Genomic DNA, 16,889 nt, shown 5'->3' on the forward strand with positions numbered 1-16,889 from the left:
CCTTCTCTGCGGACGGGTGGGGTGCGGAATGCGGCGGGCGACGGCGGCTTCGGCAGGCGTTCACCGGTCATTTCCGCCGGCCCGGTCAGCATGCTGCCACGGCATCGAGAACCTGCCGACAGGCATCCGGTGAATATGATCCGCATTCCATTCCGGTTTTATGCGCCGTCGATTTCGACCCGGGTTTTATGCGCCGTCGACCTCCCTTCCAGAGAATGCCCGCTGCTGGGACGGTTGCGCCCAGCTGTCGAGTTGAAGGGGCTTGCACCGATGAGACCGCCCGTACCCGTGGGTATCGCCTCAGTCGCCCTGTGGCTTCCCGCCGGACGCGACGTCGCCGCCGACGCGGTGGCCGAGGGCCGGCTGGAGGCGCGGGTGGCGAGGGACCTGGGGCACCGTGAGCTGCCCGTGGCCGAGGACGTGTCGGCTCCCGACATGGCGGTGCGCGCCGCGTCCGAGGCACTGCGCCGGTCGGACGCGGTCGCCGGCGACCTGTCCCTGCTGTGCCACTCCTGGATGTACTACCAGGGCCACGACCTGTGGTCCCCGCCCCACTACATCGCCGACCAGCTGGGCGCGCACGCCGCCCTGCCGGTCGGCGTACGGCAGATCTGCAACGGGGGAGCGGCCGCGCTGGAGCTGGCCGTGGCGCGGATGTCCCTGGAGACCGGCGTACGGCACGCCCTGGTCACCACGGCGGACCGGTTCGTCCCGCCGGGCTTCGACCGCTGGCGCAGCGACTACGGCGCCGCGTACGGGGACGCGGGGACGGCGGTGCTGCTGCGGCAGCCCGCCGCCGCCTCCGACCTGCTCCTGCTGCGCTCGCTGCACAGCGCCGCGGCACCGCAGCTGGAGGGCATGCACCGGGGCGCCGACCCCTTCGCCCGGCTGCCCCGGGACGCCTCCCCCGTCGTCGACATGCGCCGCACCAAGCGGGCGTATCTCAAGGACCATGGGACCGACGTCTTCCACAAGATCAACCGCGACATGATCCGGCACGTCCTGCGGCGGGCGCTGCGGGACGCCGGGGTGCGCCCGGACGATCCGCGGATCCGCCTGGCGGTGCTGCCCCGGCTCGGCGCCAAAGTGCTGGACACCGCCTGGATCCCGGTCCTGGGCGAGCTGCTGCCCGCCCCTGCGGCCGACTGGGGCGCGGACACCGGTCACCTGGGCACCGGTGACCTGGCGGCCGGTCTGCACGAGCTGCTGCGCCAGGAGGCCCTGCGTCCCGGCGAGGTCGCGGTGCTGCTCAACGCCGGCGCGGGGTTCACCTGGACCTGCGCGGTCGTGGAGGCCGCGCGCCGCTGAGCCGCCGCCGTGCGCCCACGCGTCGCTGAGCGAAGGCGTCGAGGGCCCGCCCGGGGAACGGGCGGGCCCTTGCGGTGTGTTCAGCCCACGGTGCGCCAGGCGCCGGCCGGGACGTGCGGGAGGGGCCGCAGCCAGCCCGGCGCGGCGGGCTCGGGTCCGGCGGGCGCGGACCCGGCGCCGTCCGGCGGGCCGCCGCGCAGCAGGAGGCTCAGGACGGCGGCGGTGGCGGCGATCTCCTCCGGCGTCGGCCGGCCGCGGACGATCCGGAACCCGGGGGCGGGGTGCTCGGTCACGGCGGTCTCCCTCACATCGGCGGGTTGCCGTGCTTGCGCGGCACCAGCAGCTCCTGCTTGGTGCGCAGGGCCCGCAGCGCCTCGGCGACCACCGCCCGGGTGCGCCGGGGGTCGATCACGTCGTCGACCAGGCCGCGTTCGGCCGCGTAGTACGGGTGCATCAGTTCCTCCCGGTACTTCTGCGCCAGGATGCCGCGTGTGGTCTCGGGGTCGTCCGAGGCCGCCACCTCCCGCCGGTGGATGACGTTGACCGCGCCTTCCGCGCCCATCACGGCGATCTCGTTGGTGGGCCAGGCGTACGACAGGTCGGCGCCGACGGAGCGCGAGTCCATCACGATGTACGCGCCGCCGTAGGCCTTGCGCAGGATGACCTGCACCCGTGGCACGGTGGCCGCGCAATAGGCGTACAGCAGCTTCGCGCCGTGCCGGATGATGCCGCCGTGCTCCTGCGAGGTGCCCGGCAGGAAACCCGGCACGTCCACCAGGGTCAGCAGCGGGATGTTGAACGCGTCGCAGGTCTGGATGAACGAGGCGCCCTTCTGGGAGGCGTCCACGTCCAGGACGCCGGCCAGGTGCCGCGGCTGGTTGGCGAGGACGCCGACGGTGCGGCCGTCGATGCGGGCGAGCGCGCACAGCAGGTTGGGCGCCCACCGCTCGTGCACCTCCATCAGCTCCCCGTCGTCGACGAGGCGTTCGACGACGGCCCGCATGTCGTAGGGCTGGTTGGGGTCGGCGGGCACCAGGTCGAGCAGGTCCTCGTCGAGGACGTCCACGGGGGGCGCCGGCACCGCCGGCGGCAGCTCGCGGTTGTTGACGGGCAGCAGCGAGAGCAGGTAGCGGACGTCCTCCAGGCACGACTCCTCGTCGTCGTGGACGAAGTGGGCGGCGCCGGACAGGGCGGCGTGCACGTCCGCGCCGCCCAGTTCCTCATGGGTGACCTTCTCGCCGGTGACGGTCTCCACCACGTCGGGACCGGTGATGAACATCTGGGAGATGCCGCGCACCATGAACACGAAGTCGGTCAGCGCCGGGGAGTAGGTCGCCCCGCCGGCGCACGGCCCGAGCATGACGCTGATCTGCGGGATTACTCCGGAGGCGCGGACGTTGCGGCGGAAGATGCCGCCGTAGCCGGCCAGGGCGGTGACGCCCTCCTGGATCCGCGCGCCGGCGCCGTCGTTGAGGCTGACCAGCGGGGCGCCCGCCGCCTCGGCCATGTCCATGATCTTGTGGATCTTCGCGGCGTGGGACTCCCCCAGCGAGCCGCCGAAGATGCGGAAGTCGTGCGCGTAGGCGAAGACCGTGCGGCCGTGCACCCGGCCCCAGCCGGTGACGACACCGTCGGTGTGCGGACGGCGCTCCTCCAGCCCGAAGCCGGCGGCGCGGTGCCTCCTCAGTCCCTCGATCTCGACGAAGGTCCCCTTGTCGAACAGGGTTTCCAGCCGCTCGTGCACGGTCAGCTTCCCGCGGGCGTGCTGCGCCTGGGTCGCGCGCTCGCTCGGCCCGCCGCGCACCTTCTCCCGCAGGCGCAGCAGTTCGTCGGTCCGCTCCCTCATTCCTGCCTGTGTCACGGCGGACATCCCTCCCTTTTCTTTTCCCGAGCGCATCCACGTGACGGCCGCATCATGTGACGGATGCATGAAAGCCGGTTAAAAGCTCTCGGTGGTGGACTGCGACAGGCACCGGGCGTCGATTCGACGTCTTCTTTACGCGCCTTTCATACGTGACCCGGAACATCGTGTCGGCACCGAAACACAAGGAGTTCCGACATGACGACAGTCACCGAAGTCGTCGAAGAGGCGGCGACACCGGATCCGCCACCGCCGCCCGCGGCGGCCGACGCCGCGCCGGAGTTCGTCCGCACCGTCGACCGCCGGCTGGTGCACCGCGCCGCGGTGAGCGAGGTGTTCGTCACCGATCTGCGGCGCGACGGCGACGGGTTCCTGGCAGGGGCGCAGCTTCCGCTGTCGCACGGCTACTTCGGCGATCATCTGCGCCGGCCGGCCGCGTTCGACTTCCTGCTCCTGCTGGAGTCCGCCCGGCAGGCGTGCACCGCCGCCGGACACCTGTACTACGGGGTGCCCCGGGACACCGTCTTCCTCGTCAACGGCTTCTCGGTCCGCATCACGGACCAGGGTGCCCTCACGGCCGGGACCCGGCCCGGGGAACTGGTCCTCGCGGGCGGCGCCGTACGCGACGAGGGGAGGGGCGGACGGCTGCGGGGGGTGCGCTTCGACGTGACCCTGAGCCTGGCCGGACGGCAGGCCGCGCGGATCGGCATCGACACCAGCACCGCGGCGGGCGAGGACTACCGCAAGCTCCGTTTCCTCCAGCGCAGGTCCACTCCCCCGGTCACCGAGGACCTGGACACCACCACGGCCGGCCGGCCCGCTGACGCCGCCGCCGTGGGACGGCGCAATCCGCTCAACGTCGTGCTGGGCGAGCCGGTGCGCGAGGGCGCGGCCGTGTCCGCGCCGGTCGAGCCGCGCTGGGAGAACCGCAGCCTGTTCGACCACTCCTACGACCACATCCCGGCCATGGTGCTGGTGGAGGCGGCGCGGCAGCTGGCCCATCTGGCGGGCGTGCCGGTGACCGCACCGGTGGCCGCGTGCACGGCGCGCTTCACGCGCTTCGTCGAGCTGGACAGCTCCGTCACGGCCACGGCCCGCGCGGACCGGCCCGGCGCCGGTGCTCCGACGCCGCCGTGCGGCCTGCTCGTGGAGTTCCGGCAGAACGGGGCGACGGTGGCCGAGACGGAACTGGACTTCGGCCCCGCGGCCGGCGAGGAGGGGGCATGACCGCGAAGCCCGCCGCCGTACGGGCGGTCTGGAGCGACTTCGGGGGCGTGCTGACCCCGCCCATCGACCGCGACCTGGAGGACTTCTGCGCCCGGGAGGGGCTGCCCGCCGAGGCGTTCCGCCGGGCGATGGCCGAGGTGGCCCGGCCCTTCGGCGGTGACGTCATGGCCCCGCTGGACACTCCGCTGATCAGCGAGGAGGAGTGGGCCCGGCGCATGGCGGCCGAACTCGCCCGGGACACCGGGGTGGAGGCCGACCTGTCCGGCTTCGGCGAGCGGTGGTTCCGGGGGCGGCGGACCAACGACGCGTGGCTGCGCTTCCTGCGCGAGCTGCACGACGGGGGCGTGTTCGTCGGCATGCTGTCGAACATGCCGCCGGCCTGGGACCGGCAGTGGCGCCGCATGATCGAACCGGACGGCCTCTTCGACGCGTTGGTCCTGTCGTTCGAGGTCGGCTCCCGCAAGCCCGAGCGGCGGATCTTCGAGATCGCCGCGGAGGCCGCGGGGGTGCCCGCGGAGTCCTGTGTGCTGATCGACGACTCCGCGGCCAACTGCGCGGGCGCCGAGGCGGCCGGCTGGCGGGCCGTCCACTTCACCGACGCCGAGCAGGCGGCGGCCCGGCTGCGTCCGCTGCTGGCCCTGCCCTCCGGTGTCTGAACCGGCGGGCCGCTGCGGCAGACCGCCTTCCATCACGTGCCCCAACGACAGGAGACCATCGTGTCGAGAACCGTTCTGATCACCGGCGGGAACCGGGGGATCGGGCTCGCCGTGGCGCGCGCGTTCAGCGCGGACGGCGACAAGGTCGCCGTCACCCACCGCACCGGGGAGCCGCCCGAAGGGCTCTTCGCCGTGCGCTGCGACGTGACCGACCGCGACTCCGCCGAGCGCGCCGTGTCCGAGGTCGAAGCCCAGTACGGACCCGTCGAGGTGCTCGTCGCCAACGCCGGCATCACCCGGGACGGACTGGCCCCGGTGATGCGGGACGACGACTTCGAGGACGTGCTGCAGACCAACCTGGTGGGGGCGTTCCGCATGGCCCGCCTGGTCGCCCGGTCGATGATCAGCGCCCGGCGGGGCCGGATCGTCTTCATGTCGTCCGTGATGGGCTTCCTCGGTTCGCCCGGCCAGACCAACTACGCCGCGTCGAAGGCCGGGATGCTGGGGCTGACCCGCTCGCTCGCCTGGGAACTGGGGTCGCGGGGCATCACCGTCAACATGGTCACCCCCGGCCTCATCGAGACCGACATGATCCGCGACGTCACCGACAAGCGGCGGGACCAGCTGCTCAGCCAGACCCCGCTGCGCCGCACCGGGACCCCCGAGGAGGTCGCCGAGGTCGTCCGCTTCCTGGCGAGCGACGGCGCCTCGTACGTCACCGGGGCCGCCGTTCCCGTCGGGGGCGGTCTGGCCATGGGCCAGTAGCGCCCCGGTGCGCACTCCGCGCACCGCGCACCGCACCACCCACACGAACCACCGCAATCGCAATCACACAGCTGACCGAACGAACAAGAGGAGCAGATCGTGACGACCCAGGCCCTGACGGATGAGGACGTCCGGCAGATCGCCGTGGACATGGGGCTGATCTTCAACGACGGCGACGAGGAGGCCGCGCACCGGCTGGTGGCCGAGGACTTCATCGACTGGGAGGCCCCGGAGGGGGCGCCGCGCGGCCCGGAGGCGTACGCCAACACCGCCCGGTGGATGCGCAGCGTCTGGGAGGGCGCCCGCTGGGAGATCGTCGACTCGTTCGCCAAGGGCGACAAGGCGGCGCTGCGGGTGATCTTCTCGGGTCGCCAGGTCAAGGACTTCATGGGGATCCCCGCGACCGGCAAGAAGGTCCGGGTCCAGCACATCCACATCTACCGGATCGCCGACGGCAAGGTCGTCGAGCACTGGGCGGTCCGGGACGACCTGGAGCTGATGCGTCAGCTCGGCGCGTGGGACAAGCCGCTGGAGGGCGCGCCCAAGCCGGCGCCGCGCGCCTGACCGGGACGCCCCTCCCTCCGTCTTCCCCCTCGAACGTGTGGGCGGCACCGCACTCGGTGCCGCCCACACGGCGTTCCCGCGCACCGGATGCGCCGGGTGTTCGCCGGATGCCGCACACCGGGCGCGCCAGGCGCTCCGGCCTCCCGCAGGCCGCGGACCGGCCGCGTCCTGCCCCTCCTCCCCCTCCCCGGCCCTGACGCCCCGCGCCCCGCGGGCCGGGCTGCGCCGCCGGCCCTCCCGGCCGCGCCGACGCCCGCCGCCGCCCCCGGACGGCGGCGGACCGCTACCGCTTCAGCGGCCCCACGCCGCTCAGCAGCGTGTCCACGACGGCCGCGGCGAGCGCGTCCGGGTCGATGCCGCTGGCCGCACGCTCCTGGATCGCCTGCTCGATCAGCGCGTGATAGACGCGCTGCGCCCACAGCAGGTCCGCGCCGGGACGCAGCAGCTCCGCGTCCCGGGCCCGTTCGAGCAGCTTCATGCCCTTGGCGAAGATGCGGTCGTGGGCGGCGACGGCCTCGGGGTCGCGCAGCTGGGGCTGGTGGACGGCGAACCGCCAGCTGCTCTTGGCCTCGATCACGTTCGCGGTGACCTGGTGGAGCGCCACCATCGGCGGCGCGGTCTCCGGCCGCCCCGCGTCGATGGCCTCCTCGACCTGCCGGAAGGCGTGCGAGGCCATCGCGTCCAGCAGGGCCTCGCGCGAGAGGAACCGCCGGTGCACGGTGGTACGGGCCACGCCGGCGGCGGCCGCGATCTGCCCCAGGCTCGCACCGGGGTCCTCGCTCAGCACGCGCTCCGCGGTCTCCAGGATCAGCCGGACCGTGCGCTCGGAGTCCGCACGCAGCGGCCGCTCTTTGGTGGTGTCCGGCACGGTGCCCGCCTTTCTTCCCTGGTCTCGGCGTTCTACTGACTCTAGCAACCTACACCCGAGTAGCAAGTACGTGAATAGTTGCAACCTCAGTGTTGCATCTTCACGAGTTTCGACTACAGTCATGTGCCGACTAGAGACGTACTTGCAACCAACAAGGAGTGTGGATCTCGTGTCGCACGACCAGCAGGACTGGATGGAGACGTACGAGTTTCACGACGGGGTCACCGCGAGCGGCCCCGCGGAGCTGCAGAAGGTCGGCGTCCTCAAGATCGGCCGCCCCGACGCCCGGCGCGTCCTCGTGCTGGTGGGCGGCCGTGAGGGCGGCGCCGCGGTCTTCAAGCACACCGCGCGCTGCCTGGCCAAGGCCGCCGACGACCTCCAGGTGTGGGCGGTGGACCGCCGCGAGCAGAACCTCGCGGACCTCTCCGGCTTCTCGCGCAGCCCCGAGGAGGCCACCGAGTACTACCTGGGCGGCCGGTACCGGGCCTGCGAGTCCAAGGACCACCTGTACGCGGCGCAGTGGGGCCTCGGCGTGCTCGTGGAGGACCTGCGCCGCGTGGTCGAGGCCGCCTCGGACGGCGGGCGTCGGGAGGTCGTCCTCGGCGGTGTGTCGGTGGGCGCGACCGCCGCGCTGTCGTACGCCGCCTGGGACTTCGACGGCACCCCCGGCCACCGCGACCTGGCGGGCCTGGCCGTCGTCGACGGCGGTGTGCTCAACGCCTTCGCGGGCGCCGGCATGGAGTTCGACCTGCCGCTGGCCGCCGCCGAGGGCTGGCTCGCGCAGATCGAGGAGGGCGCGGTCTTCGAGGACTTCACCAGCACCACGGTCGGTCTGGGCACCCGTCCCGAGGACGCCGCCGTCTGGTTCCAGCTGGCGGCCCAGCACGCCCTGGCGGATCCGCAGGCCCCGGCCGTGCTCGCCGACCGGCTGCCCGAGGCGGTCCGCACCGACCGCAAGCTGACCAACGCGGGCCTGCTGGGCTGGCTGTTCGACGCCGAGCGCGCCCACCCCTCGTTCTCGGTGCGGGCCGGCGCGCTGGAGGACAGCGGCGTCTGGAGCGACGGCGGCCCCACCCGCCTGGCCACGATCGCCGAGGCGTTCGCCGGCCCGCAGCCCGGCGCCTGGCTGTGGTACACGCTCAACCGGGTGCTGCTCGACTACGTCGCGGCCCTGCCCTTCACCGAGACGGACGTCACCCGGCGGCTCGGCCTGCGGCTGGCCCACACCGCCGGCATCGACATCCCGCTGTACGCCTTCCAGTCGGGCCTGACCAACGGCACCACCGGACAGGCGGCCGCCTCGGTCGCCGCCGGCAGCCGGATCCCCGAACTGGCGCTGTACTCCGACACGGCGCTGACCCACCAGGACGTGGTGTACGCCCGCTGGGAGGACAACCGCTTCCTCCGGACCCTGTCGCAGTGGCTGCGCGACCTCCCGGCGCGCGACCGCTGACCGGGATGCGCGCCCGGGCGGCGGGGCCGCTTCCGCGGCTCGGCCGCCCGGCGCAACCCGCCCAGGCTCCCACCCCGGTTCTCGCCCCGGATCCCACCTCGCATCTCACCTCGGAAGGAGCAGCAGTCCGATGACTGCCGTCACCGCCCGTGAAGCGCCTCCACGGGCCGGACTCACCCTCTTCGCCCTGTGCCTGGCCGTCTTCATCGTTCCCTACGGCCTCAGCAGCCCCCCGGTAGCGCTGCCGGCGATCGGCCGCGACCTCGACGCCGGAGTCGTCCCCCTGCAGTGGGTGGTCAACTCCTACAACGTGATGGCCGCCAGCTGCATGATGGCCGCGGGTTCCATCGCCGACCGCATCGGCCGCAAGCGGGTCTTCGCCTTCGGTGTCGCCCTGTACGGCTTCTCGTCGCTGGTCGGCGCCCTCGCTCCGCACGTCGTCGTCCTCGACGTGGCGCGGGGTGTCTCGGGTGTGGCCGCGGCCTGCATCATGACCGCCGGCGTGTCGGTGATGGCGAACATGTACCAGGGCGCCGCCCGGACCAAGGCGTTCGCCTACGTCGGGGTCACCATCGGCGCGGGCCTCGCGCTCGGCCCGACGACCTCCGGCCTGCTCGCGTCGGCGCTCGGCTGGCGTTCGGTGTTCTGGATCCACGTGGTCATCACGGCGCTCTCCCTGTTCGGCTTCCGGCTCGTGCAGGAGTCCAAGGACCCGGAGGCCAACTCCGTGGACTGGCCCGGCACGATCACCTTCACCGTCGGCCTGTTCCTCTTCACCCTCGGCGTCATCGAGGGCCCGCAGTGGGGCTGGGGCAGCCCGCAGGTGCTGGGGCTCTTCCTCGGCTGCGTCCTGTTCCTCGCCGCCTTCGTCGCGGTGGAGCGGCGCCAGCGGATGCCGATGTTCGACCTGAGCCTGTTCCGTGAACCGCGCTTCATGGCCGTCAACCTGCTCGCCACCGCGGTCTCCTTCGGCTTCGTCGGCCTGATGGTGCTGCTGCCCTCCTACCTCGTCGGCGCCGATGGGCAGAGCGACGGCGAAGCGGGCGTGACCATGCTGCTGCTGACCGTTCCGGTGCTGGTCTTCCCGCTGGTCGCCGGGCGCCTGGTGCAGGCCGGGGTCGCCATGCGCACCGTTCTCAGCTCCAGCCTGGTGCTGGTGGCCGCCGGGTGCGCCTGGCTGACGGTGGTCCACCCGGGCATCGGACTGCTCGCCCTGGCCGGTCCGCTGCTCGTGGTCGGCATCGGCATCGGCCTCATCTACGGCCTGATGGACGGCGCGGCGGTCAGCACCGTCCCGCCCACCAAGGTCGGCATGGCCAGCGGCATGTTCAACACCATCCGGCTCGCCAGCGAAGCCGTCGCCGTGGCGGGCATGGTGGCCGCGCTGGTCTCCCTCGTCCAGAGCCGCATCTCCGGCGGGCTGGCCCGCTTCGGGGCCGAGGCCGGCCTGCGCACCCGCGAGGTCGCCGACAGCGTCACCAGCGGCGACGTCGACGGCCCGGTCCGGCAGGTGGCCGCCGGTCTGCGCGGCGAGTTCGCGGACTTCCTGCGCACCGGGTACACGGAGGGCTTCCGGATCGTCCTGTGGTGCGCCGCCGCCATCTGCGTCGTCAGCGCCGCGGTGCTGCACCGCATCCTCACCGACCGTGCGGACGACACCGGTCAGGACACGGCGGAGGGCGAGCGCGCCGAGGCCCCGGCCGCGGAGCGCGGCGAAGCCCCGGCCGCGTCGAAGAAGGACGCCACCGTCTGACGGCCGGACACCCCGTCCGCGCCACCGTCCGACGGCCGGTCACCCCGTCTGGCCCCGTCCGACGGGCGACCGCACCGTCCGACGGCCGACCGCACCCTCCGAGGGCCGGCACCGCCGGAGAGGCCGGCCCTCCCCCACTCGTTCGCCGCCCGGTGCCCGGGGCCCGGGCGGCGAACGCGCTCGCTCCCGCGGATTTCGCTCTCTTTCCGCGTGCACAGCGTTGCGCCCGCACCGGCGTGGCGGAATTCACACACCGACGCCACGGAAAAGCAATGGTGAAGAGCCGGTACACGGGGTCAACCTTCGTTGTACTCCCTTGAAAGCGCCCTTCACGTGTGTGAGCCTTTTGCCGAAAGGTTGTTGGAGTGAGCGCGAACTCAAGGATCCCAGTGCTTCGGTTCAATATTCTCGGCCCGCTGACCCTCACCTGGAACACTGAGACGATCACCGTGCCGCGGGGCCCGAAAGTCCGTCAACTACTGAGTCTTCTGGTGCTCCAGCCCGGAGCGGTGGTGTCACACGGCACACTGGTGGACGAACTCTGGGGCAAGGAACCTCCGAAGACGGCACTCTCCACGGTGAGAACGCATGTGTACCACCTGAGAAAAATGCTGCGCGAGGCGCTCGGCGAGCGAACAGCGCACGACCCGATCGAGACCTGGTCGACCGGCTACATCCTGCGGGCACTGCCCGAGCAGGTGGACGCGGAGAACTTCCAGCGACTGGCCCGCCAGGGCGAGGCGCTGCTCGATCGCGGTGACCTTGCGGAGGGTTCACGCCTGGTCAGGCAGGCTCTGGCGCTGTGGCGCGGCGATCCGCTGACCGATGTGGCCAGCGGCCCGGTGCTCACCCAGCACGTGCGGCACCTCGAGGAGCTGCACATGCGGACCCTCCAGCTGCGCATAGACGCCGATATGCGCATGGGCCTGCACTCCCAGATCGCCGCCGAACTGAAGAAGCTGGTCGCCTGCCATCCGCTCAACGAATGGCTGCACGGACAGCTCATCACGGCGCTTTACCGCAGCGGCCGGCGGGGCGACGCCCTGCACGCCTATCACGATATGCGGAGCCTGCTGCGGGAAGAACTCGGACTCGACCCCTCCACGGAACTCCAGACGCTGCACCAGGCGATACTGTCGGACAAGGCGGGGAATCACTCTTTCGTCCATTCCCCGGTCGTCGCCGCGGGCCGGCTGTTCACCGGAGAAATGCACCGCGCTTCCTGAGTCCGGCCTACAGCCTCTCCCATCCGGGTGATTCCCGCATTCCCGCCGCCCTGCCCTCCTCCGGGTGATTCCTGGACGCGGCGCGTACGCCGTCCACCCGGGTCCCCCCACACCGTCTCAGCGACCCCGCTACCGGAAAGGTACTTCCATGGTCAACGGACTTCGGCGCCTGCACCGGGCGCTCGTGCCCGCCGCCCTCGTCCTCTCCACCGCCCTGCTGCCCTCGACGGCCCTCGCTCTGCCCGTCTCGGCCGGCGCGGACGGCACCAGACCGGCCGCGGCCGACGCGGCGCTGCCGTCCGTGATCAACGGAACGGGCACGGCCATCCACCCCGAGGGCGTCACATGGGACCCGACGCGCTCCGCCTTCCTCATCGGCTCCATCCGCTACGGCACCGTGTCCGTGGTCGGCGCCGACGGCACGCCCCGCACGCTGATCGACGACCCCGAGCTGATAGCGACCGGCGCGATCCGCGTCGACGTGCCCCGCAACCGCCTCCTCGTCACCTACGACGACGTCTACGCGGGCCCGGACGCCCTGCTCAGCGTCGGCTCCACCCCCGAGACCCGCGGACGCCACGCGGGGCTGGCCGTCTACGACCTGCGGACCGGGAAGCTGCAGAAGCGCGTCGACCTCGGCGAGGCGCCCGGTCTGCACCTCGCCAACGACATCGCCCTGGACCCCCGCGGCAACGCCTACGTCACGGACTCCTTCTCCGGCCACATCTTCAAGGTCACGCCGTCGGGCCAGAAGTCGACGTTCCTGTACGACCCGGCGCTGGACGCCGGCACGGACGAGAACGGCATGCCCAACGTCGGTGTGAACGGCATCGTCTACCACCCCGACGGCTACCTGCTGGTGGTGCGCTACGACACGGGGGCGATCTTCCGGATCCCGCTGGACCGGCCCCAGGACTTCCGCGAGGTCGACCTCCAGCAGCGGATCCCCGGTGCGGACGGCATGGCCCTCGCCCCGGACGGCACCCTCTGGGCGGCGACCAACACCATCCGCTCCACCGGCATCGACGGGGTCTTCCGGCTCCGCTCGGACGACGGGTGGCGCACCGGCCGCACCCTGAGCGCCCAGGCGTCGTCCGACGCGGCGCCCACGACCGTGGCCATCACCCCGTCCGGCGGCTACGTGCTCAGCAGCAACCTCAACGTCCTGTTCGGCAGCGGCGGCGCACAGACCCGGGACGGTTTCGTCCTGCGCCGCTACTGAGCGCGGGCGGCCGTCCCCGGAAGGGAATCACTGCGCAGAACACGGGAGAGAACACATGGAACGCCGATTCCTCGCCGGACTGGAGGTCTCCGCCCTCGGCCTCGGCTGCATGGGCATGAGCGACCACTACGGTGTGCCCGACGACACGGAGTCCCTGGCGACGATCCGGCGCGCGCTGGACAACGGCGTGACGCTGCTGGACACCGCCGACATGTACGGCCCGTTCACCAACGAACGCCTCGTCGGCAGGGCCGTGGCCGGCCGCCGGGACGAGGTCGTCGTCGCCACCAAGTTCGGTATCGAACGGCTGCCGGACGGCACGCTCAAGGGCATCAACGGCCGCCCCGAGTACGTGCGGGCGGCCTGCGACGCGTCACTGCTCCGGCTGGGCGTCGACCACATCGACCTGTACTACCAGCACCGGGTCGACCCCGAGGTGCCCGTCGAGGAGACCTGGGGCGCCCTGTCCGAACTGGTCGCGGCCGGCAAGGTGCGGCACCTCGGCATCTCCGAGGCGGCCCCCGACACGGTCCGCCGGGCGCACGCCGTCCACCCGATCACCGCGGGACAGTACGAGTACTCGCTGTTCACCCGCGACATCGAGGACGCCCTGCTGCCCACCCTGCGGGAACTCGGCATCGGGCTGGTGGCCTACAGCCCGATGGGCCGCGGCCTGCTCACCGGCCGCATCACGGACACCGGCGCACTGCCGTCCCATGACGTGCGGCATCTGTCGCCGCGCTTCAGCCGGGAGAACCTGGACGCCAATCTCGCGCTCGTGGACACGCTGCGGAAGCTGGCCGCGGACCACGGCGTGACGGCCGCGCAGCTGTCCCTGGCCTGGCTGCTGGCCCGGGGCGCCGACGTCGTGCCGATCCCGGGCACCAAGCGGCGCGCCTACCTCGACGAGAACCTCCGGGCGCTGGAGCTGGAGCTCACCGGGGAACAGCTGGCCGCGATCGAGGCGGCCGTACCGGCCGCGGCCGTCGCGGGCGAGCGGTACGACCCGCCCCGTATGGCCACCGTCAACATCTGAACGAAGTCCGTCAACCAGGAGACACACATGAACGTCACTGTCCTCGGGGCCACCGGCGCCACGGGCCGGCGCGTCGTCAAGCGGCTGCTCGCCGACGGGCACACGGTCCGTGCGGCGGTGCGCGACGCCGCGCGGGCCGAGAAGCTGTTCGGCGCTGACGTCGCGACCGCCGTCGTGGACCTCGCCGCACCCGGCGCCGCCCTGGCCGACGCGTTCGCCGGCACGGACGCGGTGATCAACACGGCCGCCACGCGCAGCATGGACAAGCGGCAGGCCGAGCTGATCGACCACCGGGGCGTCGTCGCCGCCGTCGACGCGGCGGTGGCCGCCGGGGTGCGGCGCTGGGTGCAGCTGTCGATGTGGGGCACCGCCGACCCCAGCCGACTGCCCGGCTACCTCCGCGACACCGGCCACGCCAAGCTGGCCGCGGACACCCACCTGGAGAAGTCGGAACTCAAGTGGACGATCGTCCGGCCGCCGTGGCTGAACGACAACGCCCCCGGCGACCGGATCACCGTCGGTGACGAGGTGGAGGAGGGGTCCCTGAGCCGTGAGGACCTGGCGACCGTCCTGGTCTCCTCGCTGGACCACCCGGCCACCGTCCGCCGCGCCTTCGAGGTGACCGGCGGCGGCCGTCCCATCGCCGAGGCCCTCGACTCACTGGCCTCCTGAGCCCGCCCCGCCCCGGGTGAGCCCCCGGCAGCCGCCGCGACAGGGTGCACACCCGGGGCCCGGCCCGGCGGATGCCATTCGGTTCGCCGCGGGTTCGCCGCGGCATCCGGGCGGGGCGTGCGCGAGAGTGCTACCGCCCTTGTCGGTCGGCGGGTCGGGGCACGGGCGCGCCCGCTCGTACCGCCGCGTCCTTCCGCTGCCGGGGACGGTAGCGGGAGACGGCCACCCCGGTCAGGCACAGCAGGCCGCCCAGCAGGGTCAGCCAGGCCGGGACTTCGCCCAGGAGCAGCCAGCTCAGCAGGACGACGATGGCCGGTACGGCGTAGGTGGTCGCGCCGAGTCTGCCTGCCGGCATCCGGGCGAGCGCGTAGGTCCAGGTGGTGAAGGCGAGAGCGGTGGGGACCACCCCCAGATACATCATGTTGAGGGTGGCGGAGAGCGGGGCCCGGGGGATGCCGGCGACCAGTTCTCCGGTGAACGGCAGGCACGCCACGGTCCCGGTGAGGCAGCTGTACGTGGTGATCTGCAGCGGTGTCCCGTGGGAGAGCGCGGGCTTCTGCGCGATCACCCCCGTCGCGTAGGCCACCGCCGCGAGCAGGCACAGCGCCACCCCGAGCACCGACGTCGGACCGCCGCTGTCGGACGACATCGACAGCCCGACGACCACGGCGCCGGCGAACGAGACCGCTGTGCCCGTCAGCAGCCGCGGTGGCAGGCCCTCGCCCAGCAGGCGCGCGGCGAGCAGCGCCATGAGGATCGGCCCGGTGTTGACCAGCAGGGACGCGGTCCCCGCGTCGACGAGGCGTTCACCCTGGTTGAGCGCGACCGTGTAGCCGGCGAACCATACGAGCCCGGACAACAGGATGCCTTTTCGGGCGCCGCGCGGGGGGAGGCCTTCACGGCGCAGGAGCAGCAGCGTCACCAGGACGAGTGAGGCGGCGAGCAGTCTGCCGAGGGCGAGGGCCCCCGGGGAGTAGGCGGCTGCCGCGGTGCGGATGGAGACGAATGCGGACGCCCAGGCGAACACGGTGAAGCAGACGGCCGCTCCGGTCAGCAGGGCAGGGGGAAGGGCACGCGGACGGGTGGTCATGCCTGCTGACCCTACACCGGAACGCTTCGGTGTTCACCGAACTATTGTCCCGAGCTTCGGGCATCGTCCGCGCCGCCGTGCGGCCCGCTAGTCCCATGCCTTCGCGGTGAGGCCCAGGAGTTCGCCGAAGGCCGCCTCTCCCGCCCGCGTCACCAGCAGGGCCCGTCCGCCGCCCTGGGGACGCACCACCCAGGCCTCGGCCAGGGCCCGCGCGCACAACCCCGCTCCGACCAGGCCGCCCAGGTGGCGTCGGCGTTCGGTCCAGTCCAGGCAGGAACTCGCCGGCGGCCTGCGCCCCGCCGCCGTCACGTCGACCCCCGCCTCCTCGCACCAGGCGAAGCCGGCCCGAGTGAGTTCGAAGACACCCTCCGTGCGCAGCAGGCCCCGGTCCGCCATGGCGTCCGTCACCGCCATGCCGAACCTCCCCGCGAAGTGGTCGTAGCAGGTGCGGGCACGCGCCAGCGGGTCCGGTGCGGCGACCACCGGCACGGCGTGGGCCGCATCGCGGCCCGGGACGGCGTGTGAGGCCAGTTCGTCGACCACTCGGGCGGTGGCGGCATCGGCGATGCGCACATAGCTGTGCCGCCCCTGCCGCTCCGTCACGCACACGCCCGCGTCGAGGAGCCGGGTCAGATGCCCGCTGACGGTGGAGGGGGCGACCCCGGTGGCGCGGGCCAGCTCTCCCGCCGTCCAGGCGCGCCCTTCCAGCAAGGTCATGCAGATCGCGGCCCGCGTCTCGTCGGCCAGGGCCGCGGCGAAAGAGGCAAGCCGCGCGGCGGGAGCGGGGGCGGCCGCCGGTCCCGGAGCAGGTGTGTCGTCCATGATGCCAGGATGCCTCATCATTTCGACGTCTGGCGAAACGATGAGGCGGCAATCCGGTGGCAGACCACCTGAAGGGTCCAAGTGACGGCGCTGCGGGGTGACCAGCTGCAGAGTGACCACGGGGTGCCGTGGCAGCGGGCTGGGGTCACGGCCGCGACGGCGCGTCTCAGGCTGGTGGCGAGCAGCTCATGTGGGGGCGCCGGGGCGCATGCGGAAAGCCCTTGGCCCTGGTGAGGGTCATGGCCTTCCGCACGCGCCCGGCGGGGCCGCCGTCAGCAGTACAGGTTGCCGCCGGGGTCGACGCCGAGGATCTGGGCGAACCTGCGGTAGGCGTCGACGCGGCTCTGCACCTGGGCCGGGTTCCTG

The 16,889-nt window shown here is 72.5% G+C and carries 16 protein-coding genes; 11 read left to right on the forward strand and 5 right to left on the reverse strand.

Annotation, left to right across the window (positions count from 1 at the left end):
- The first annotated feature begins 288 nt into the window (after nucleotides 1-288).
- Entirely contained in the window at nucleotides 289-1,308 is a 1,020-nt protein-coding gene (locus ABZ261_RS25690; RefSeq protein ID WP_356863017.1) for a ketoacyl-ACP synthase III family protein, read from the forward strand.
- Nucleotides 1,309-1,388: 80 nt separating this feature from the next.
- On the opposite strand, the gene ABZ261_RS25695 is transcribed toward ABZ261_RS25690, so the two are convergent.
- Nucleotides 1,389-1,601 (reverse strand): acyl-CoA carboxylase subunit epsilon, encoded by a 213-nt coding sequence (locus ABZ261_RS25695; protein ID WP_356863019.1) that lies wholly within the window; start codon nucleotides 1,599-1,601, stop codon nucleotides 1,389-1,391.
- Between the two features lie 11 nt (nucleotides 1,602-1,612).
- On the reverse strand, nucleotides 1,613-3,178 hold the full coding sequence (locus tag ABZ261_RS25700; RefSeq protein WP_356863021.1) for an acyl-CoA carboxylase subunit beta: 1,566 nt from the start codon (nucleotides 3,176-3,178) through the stop codon (nucleotides 1,613-1,615).
- A 189-nt stretch (nucleotides 3,179-3,367) separates the two neighbouring features.
- Between ABZ261_RS25700 and ABZ261_RS25705 the strand changes: the two genes are divergently transcribed.
- The 4 genes from ABZ261_RS25705 to ABZ261_RS25720 all read left to right on the forward strand — a co-directional run bounded on the left by ABZ261_RS25705 (nucleotide 3,368) and on the right by ABZ261_RS25720 (nucleotide 6,381).
- Nucleotides 3,368-4,396 carry a ScbA/BarX family gamma-butyrolactone biosynthesis protein gene (locus tag ABZ261_RS25705; RefSeq protein WP_356863023.1) on the forward strand — a complete coding sequence of 343 codons (1,029 nt, stop codon included), beginning with the start codon at nucleotides 3,368-3,370 and terminating at the stop codon, nucleotides 4,394-4,396.
- Nucleotides 4,393-5,052: an HAD-IA family hydrolase gene (locus tag ABZ261_RS25710; protein ID WP_356863025.1), complete on the forward strand. Its 660-nt coding sequence runs from the start codon at nucleotides 4,393-4,395 to the stop codon at nucleotides 5,050-5,052. The genes ABZ261_RS25705 and ABZ261_RS25710 overlap by 4 nt, the downstream gene beginning before the upstream one ends.
- A gap of 60 nt (nucleotides 5,053-5,112) precedes the next feature.
- Complete coding sequence (gene fabG / locus ABZ261_RS25715; protein WP_356863027.1) at nucleotides 5,113-5,817, forward strand: 3-oxoacyl-ACP reductase FabG; 705 nt, start codon at nucleotides 5,113-5,115, stop codon at nucleotides 5,815-5,817.
- 99 nt (nucleotides 5,818-5,916) lie between these two features.
- Nucleotides 5,917-6,381: an ester cyclase gene (locus ABZ261_RS25720; RefSeq protein ID WP_356863029.1), complete on the forward strand. Its 465-nt coding sequence runs from the start codon at nucleotides 5,917-5,919 to the stop codon at nucleotides 6,379-6,381.
- Between the two features lie 283 nt (nucleotides 6,382-6,664).
- On the opposite strand, the gene ABZ261_RS25725 is transcribed toward ABZ261_RS25720, so the two are convergent.
- A complete protein-coding gene (locus ABZ261_RS25725) occupies nucleotides 6,665-7,249 on the reverse strand; it encodes a helix-turn-helix domain-containing protein (RefSeq protein ID WP_356863031.1) in 585 nt (194 codons plus the stop codon).
- Between the two features lie 169 nt (nucleotides 7,250-7,418).
- Between ABZ261_RS25725 and ABZ261_RS25730 the strand changes: the two genes are divergently transcribed.
- From ABZ261_RS25730 to ABZ261_RS25755, 6 genes are all read left to right on the forward strand, one after another.
- Nucleotides 7,419-8,702: an alpha/beta hydrolase gene (locus ABZ261_RS25730; protein ID WP_356863033.1), complete on the forward strand. Its 1,284-nt coding sequence runs from the start codon at nucleotides 7,419-7,421 to the stop codon at nucleotides 8,700-8,702.
- 130 nt (nucleotides 8,703-8,832) lie between these two features.
- On the forward strand, nucleotides 8,833-10,455 hold the full coding sequence (locus ABZ261_RS25735; RefSeq protein WP_356863035.1) for an MFS transporter: 1,623 nt from the start codon (nucleotides 8,833-8,835) through the stop codon (nucleotides 10,453-10,455).
- 389 nt (nucleotides 10,456-10,844) lie between these two features.
- The gene (locus ABZ261_RS25740) at nucleotides 10,845-11,681 is read left to right on the forward strand and encodes an AfsR/SARP family transcriptional regulator (protein ID WP_356863037.1); all 837 of its coding nucleotides are present in this window, start codon (nucleotides 10,845-10,847) and stop codon (nucleotides 11,679-11,681) included.
- A 148-nt stretch (nucleotides 11,682-11,829) separates the two neighbouring features.
- Nucleotides 11,830-12,903 (forward strand): SMP-30/gluconolactonase/LRE family protein, encoded by a 1,074-nt coding sequence (locus ABZ261_RS25745; RefSeq protein WP_356863039.1) that lies wholly within the window; start codon nucleotides 11,830-11,832, stop codon nucleotides 12,901-12,903.
- Between the two features lie 55 nt (nucleotides 12,904-12,958).
- A complete protein-coding gene (locus ABZ261_RS25750) occupies nucleotides 12,959-13,939 on the forward strand; it encodes an aldo/keto reductase (RefSeq protein WP_356863041.1) in 981 nt (326 codons plus the stop codon).
- 27 nt (nucleotides 13,940-13,966) lie between these two features.
- On the forward strand, nucleotides 13,967-14,611 hold the full coding sequence (locus ABZ261_RS25755; RefSeq protein ID WP_356863043.1) for an NAD(P)H-binding protein: 645 nt from the start codon (nucleotides 13,967-13,969) through the stop codon (nucleotides 14,609-14,611).
- A gap of 130 nt (nucleotides 14,612-14,741) precedes the next feature.
- Here ABZ261_RS25755 and ABZ261_RS25760 read toward each other — a convergent pair whose 3' ends face one another.
- Both ABZ261_RS25760 and ABZ261_RS25765 read right to left on the reverse strand, forming a co-directional pair.
- Nucleotides 14,742-15,701: a DMT family transporter gene (locus tag ABZ261_RS25760; protein WP_356863045.1), complete on the reverse strand. Its 960-nt coding sequence runs from the start codon at nucleotides 15,699-15,701 to the stop codon at nucleotides 14,742-14,744.
- 87 nt (nucleotides 15,702-15,788) lie between these two features.
- Nucleotides 15,789-16,523, reverse strand: a complete 735-nt coding sequence (locus ABZ261_RS25765; protein WP_356863047.1) for a winged helix-turn-helix domain-containing protein — start codon at nucleotides 16,521-16,523, stop codon at nucleotides 15,789-15,791.
- Nucleotides 16,524-16,889: the final 366 nt, after the last annotated feature.

This window comes from Streptomyces sp. NPDC006193, from assembly GCF_040613915.1.
Lineage (GTDB): Bacteria > Actinomycetota > Actinomycetes > Streptomycetales > Streptomycetaceae > Streptomyces.

Excerpts from the sequence above, each read along its gene's own strand:
- ABZ261_RS25700 (WP_356863021.1), bottom strand. The coding sequence starts at position 3,178 with ATGTCCGCCGTGACACAGGCAGGAATGAGGGAGCGGACCGACGAACTG.
- ABZ261_RS25705 (WP_356863023.1), top strand. The coding sequence starts at position 3,368 with ATGACGACAGTCACCGAAGTCGTCGAAGAGGCGGCGACACCGGATCCG.
- ABZ261_RS25710 (WP_356863025.1), top strand. The coding sequence starts at position 4,393 with ATGACCGCGAAGCCCGCCGCCGTACGGGCGGTCTGGAGCGACTTCGGG.
- ABZ261_RS25735 (WP_356863035.1), top strand. The coding sequence starts at position 8,833 with ATGACTGCCGTCACCGCCCGTGAAGCGCCTCCACGGGCCGGACTCACC.
- ABZ261_RS25745 (WP_356863039.1), top strand. The coding sequence starts at position 11,830 with ATGGTCAACGGACTTCGGCGCCTGCACCGGGCGCTCGTGCCCGCCGCC.
- ABZ261_RS25750 (WP_356863041.1), top strand. The coding sequence starts at position 12,959 with ATGGAACGCCGATTCCTCGCCGGACTGGAGGTCTCCGCCCTCGGCCTC.
- ABZ261_RS25755 (WP_356863043.1), top strand. The coding sequence starts at position 13,967 with ATGAACGTCACTGTCCTCGGGGCCACCGGCGCCACGGGCCGGCGCGTC.
- ABZ261_RS25760 (WP_356863045.1), bottom strand. The coding sequence starts at position 15,701 with ATGACCACCCGTCCGCGTGCCCTTCCCCCTGCCCTGCTGACCGGAGCG.
- ABZ261_RS25765 (WP_356863047.1), bottom strand. The coding sequence starts at position 16,523 with ATGGACGACACACCTGCTCCGGGACCGGCGGCCGCCCCCGCTCCCGCC.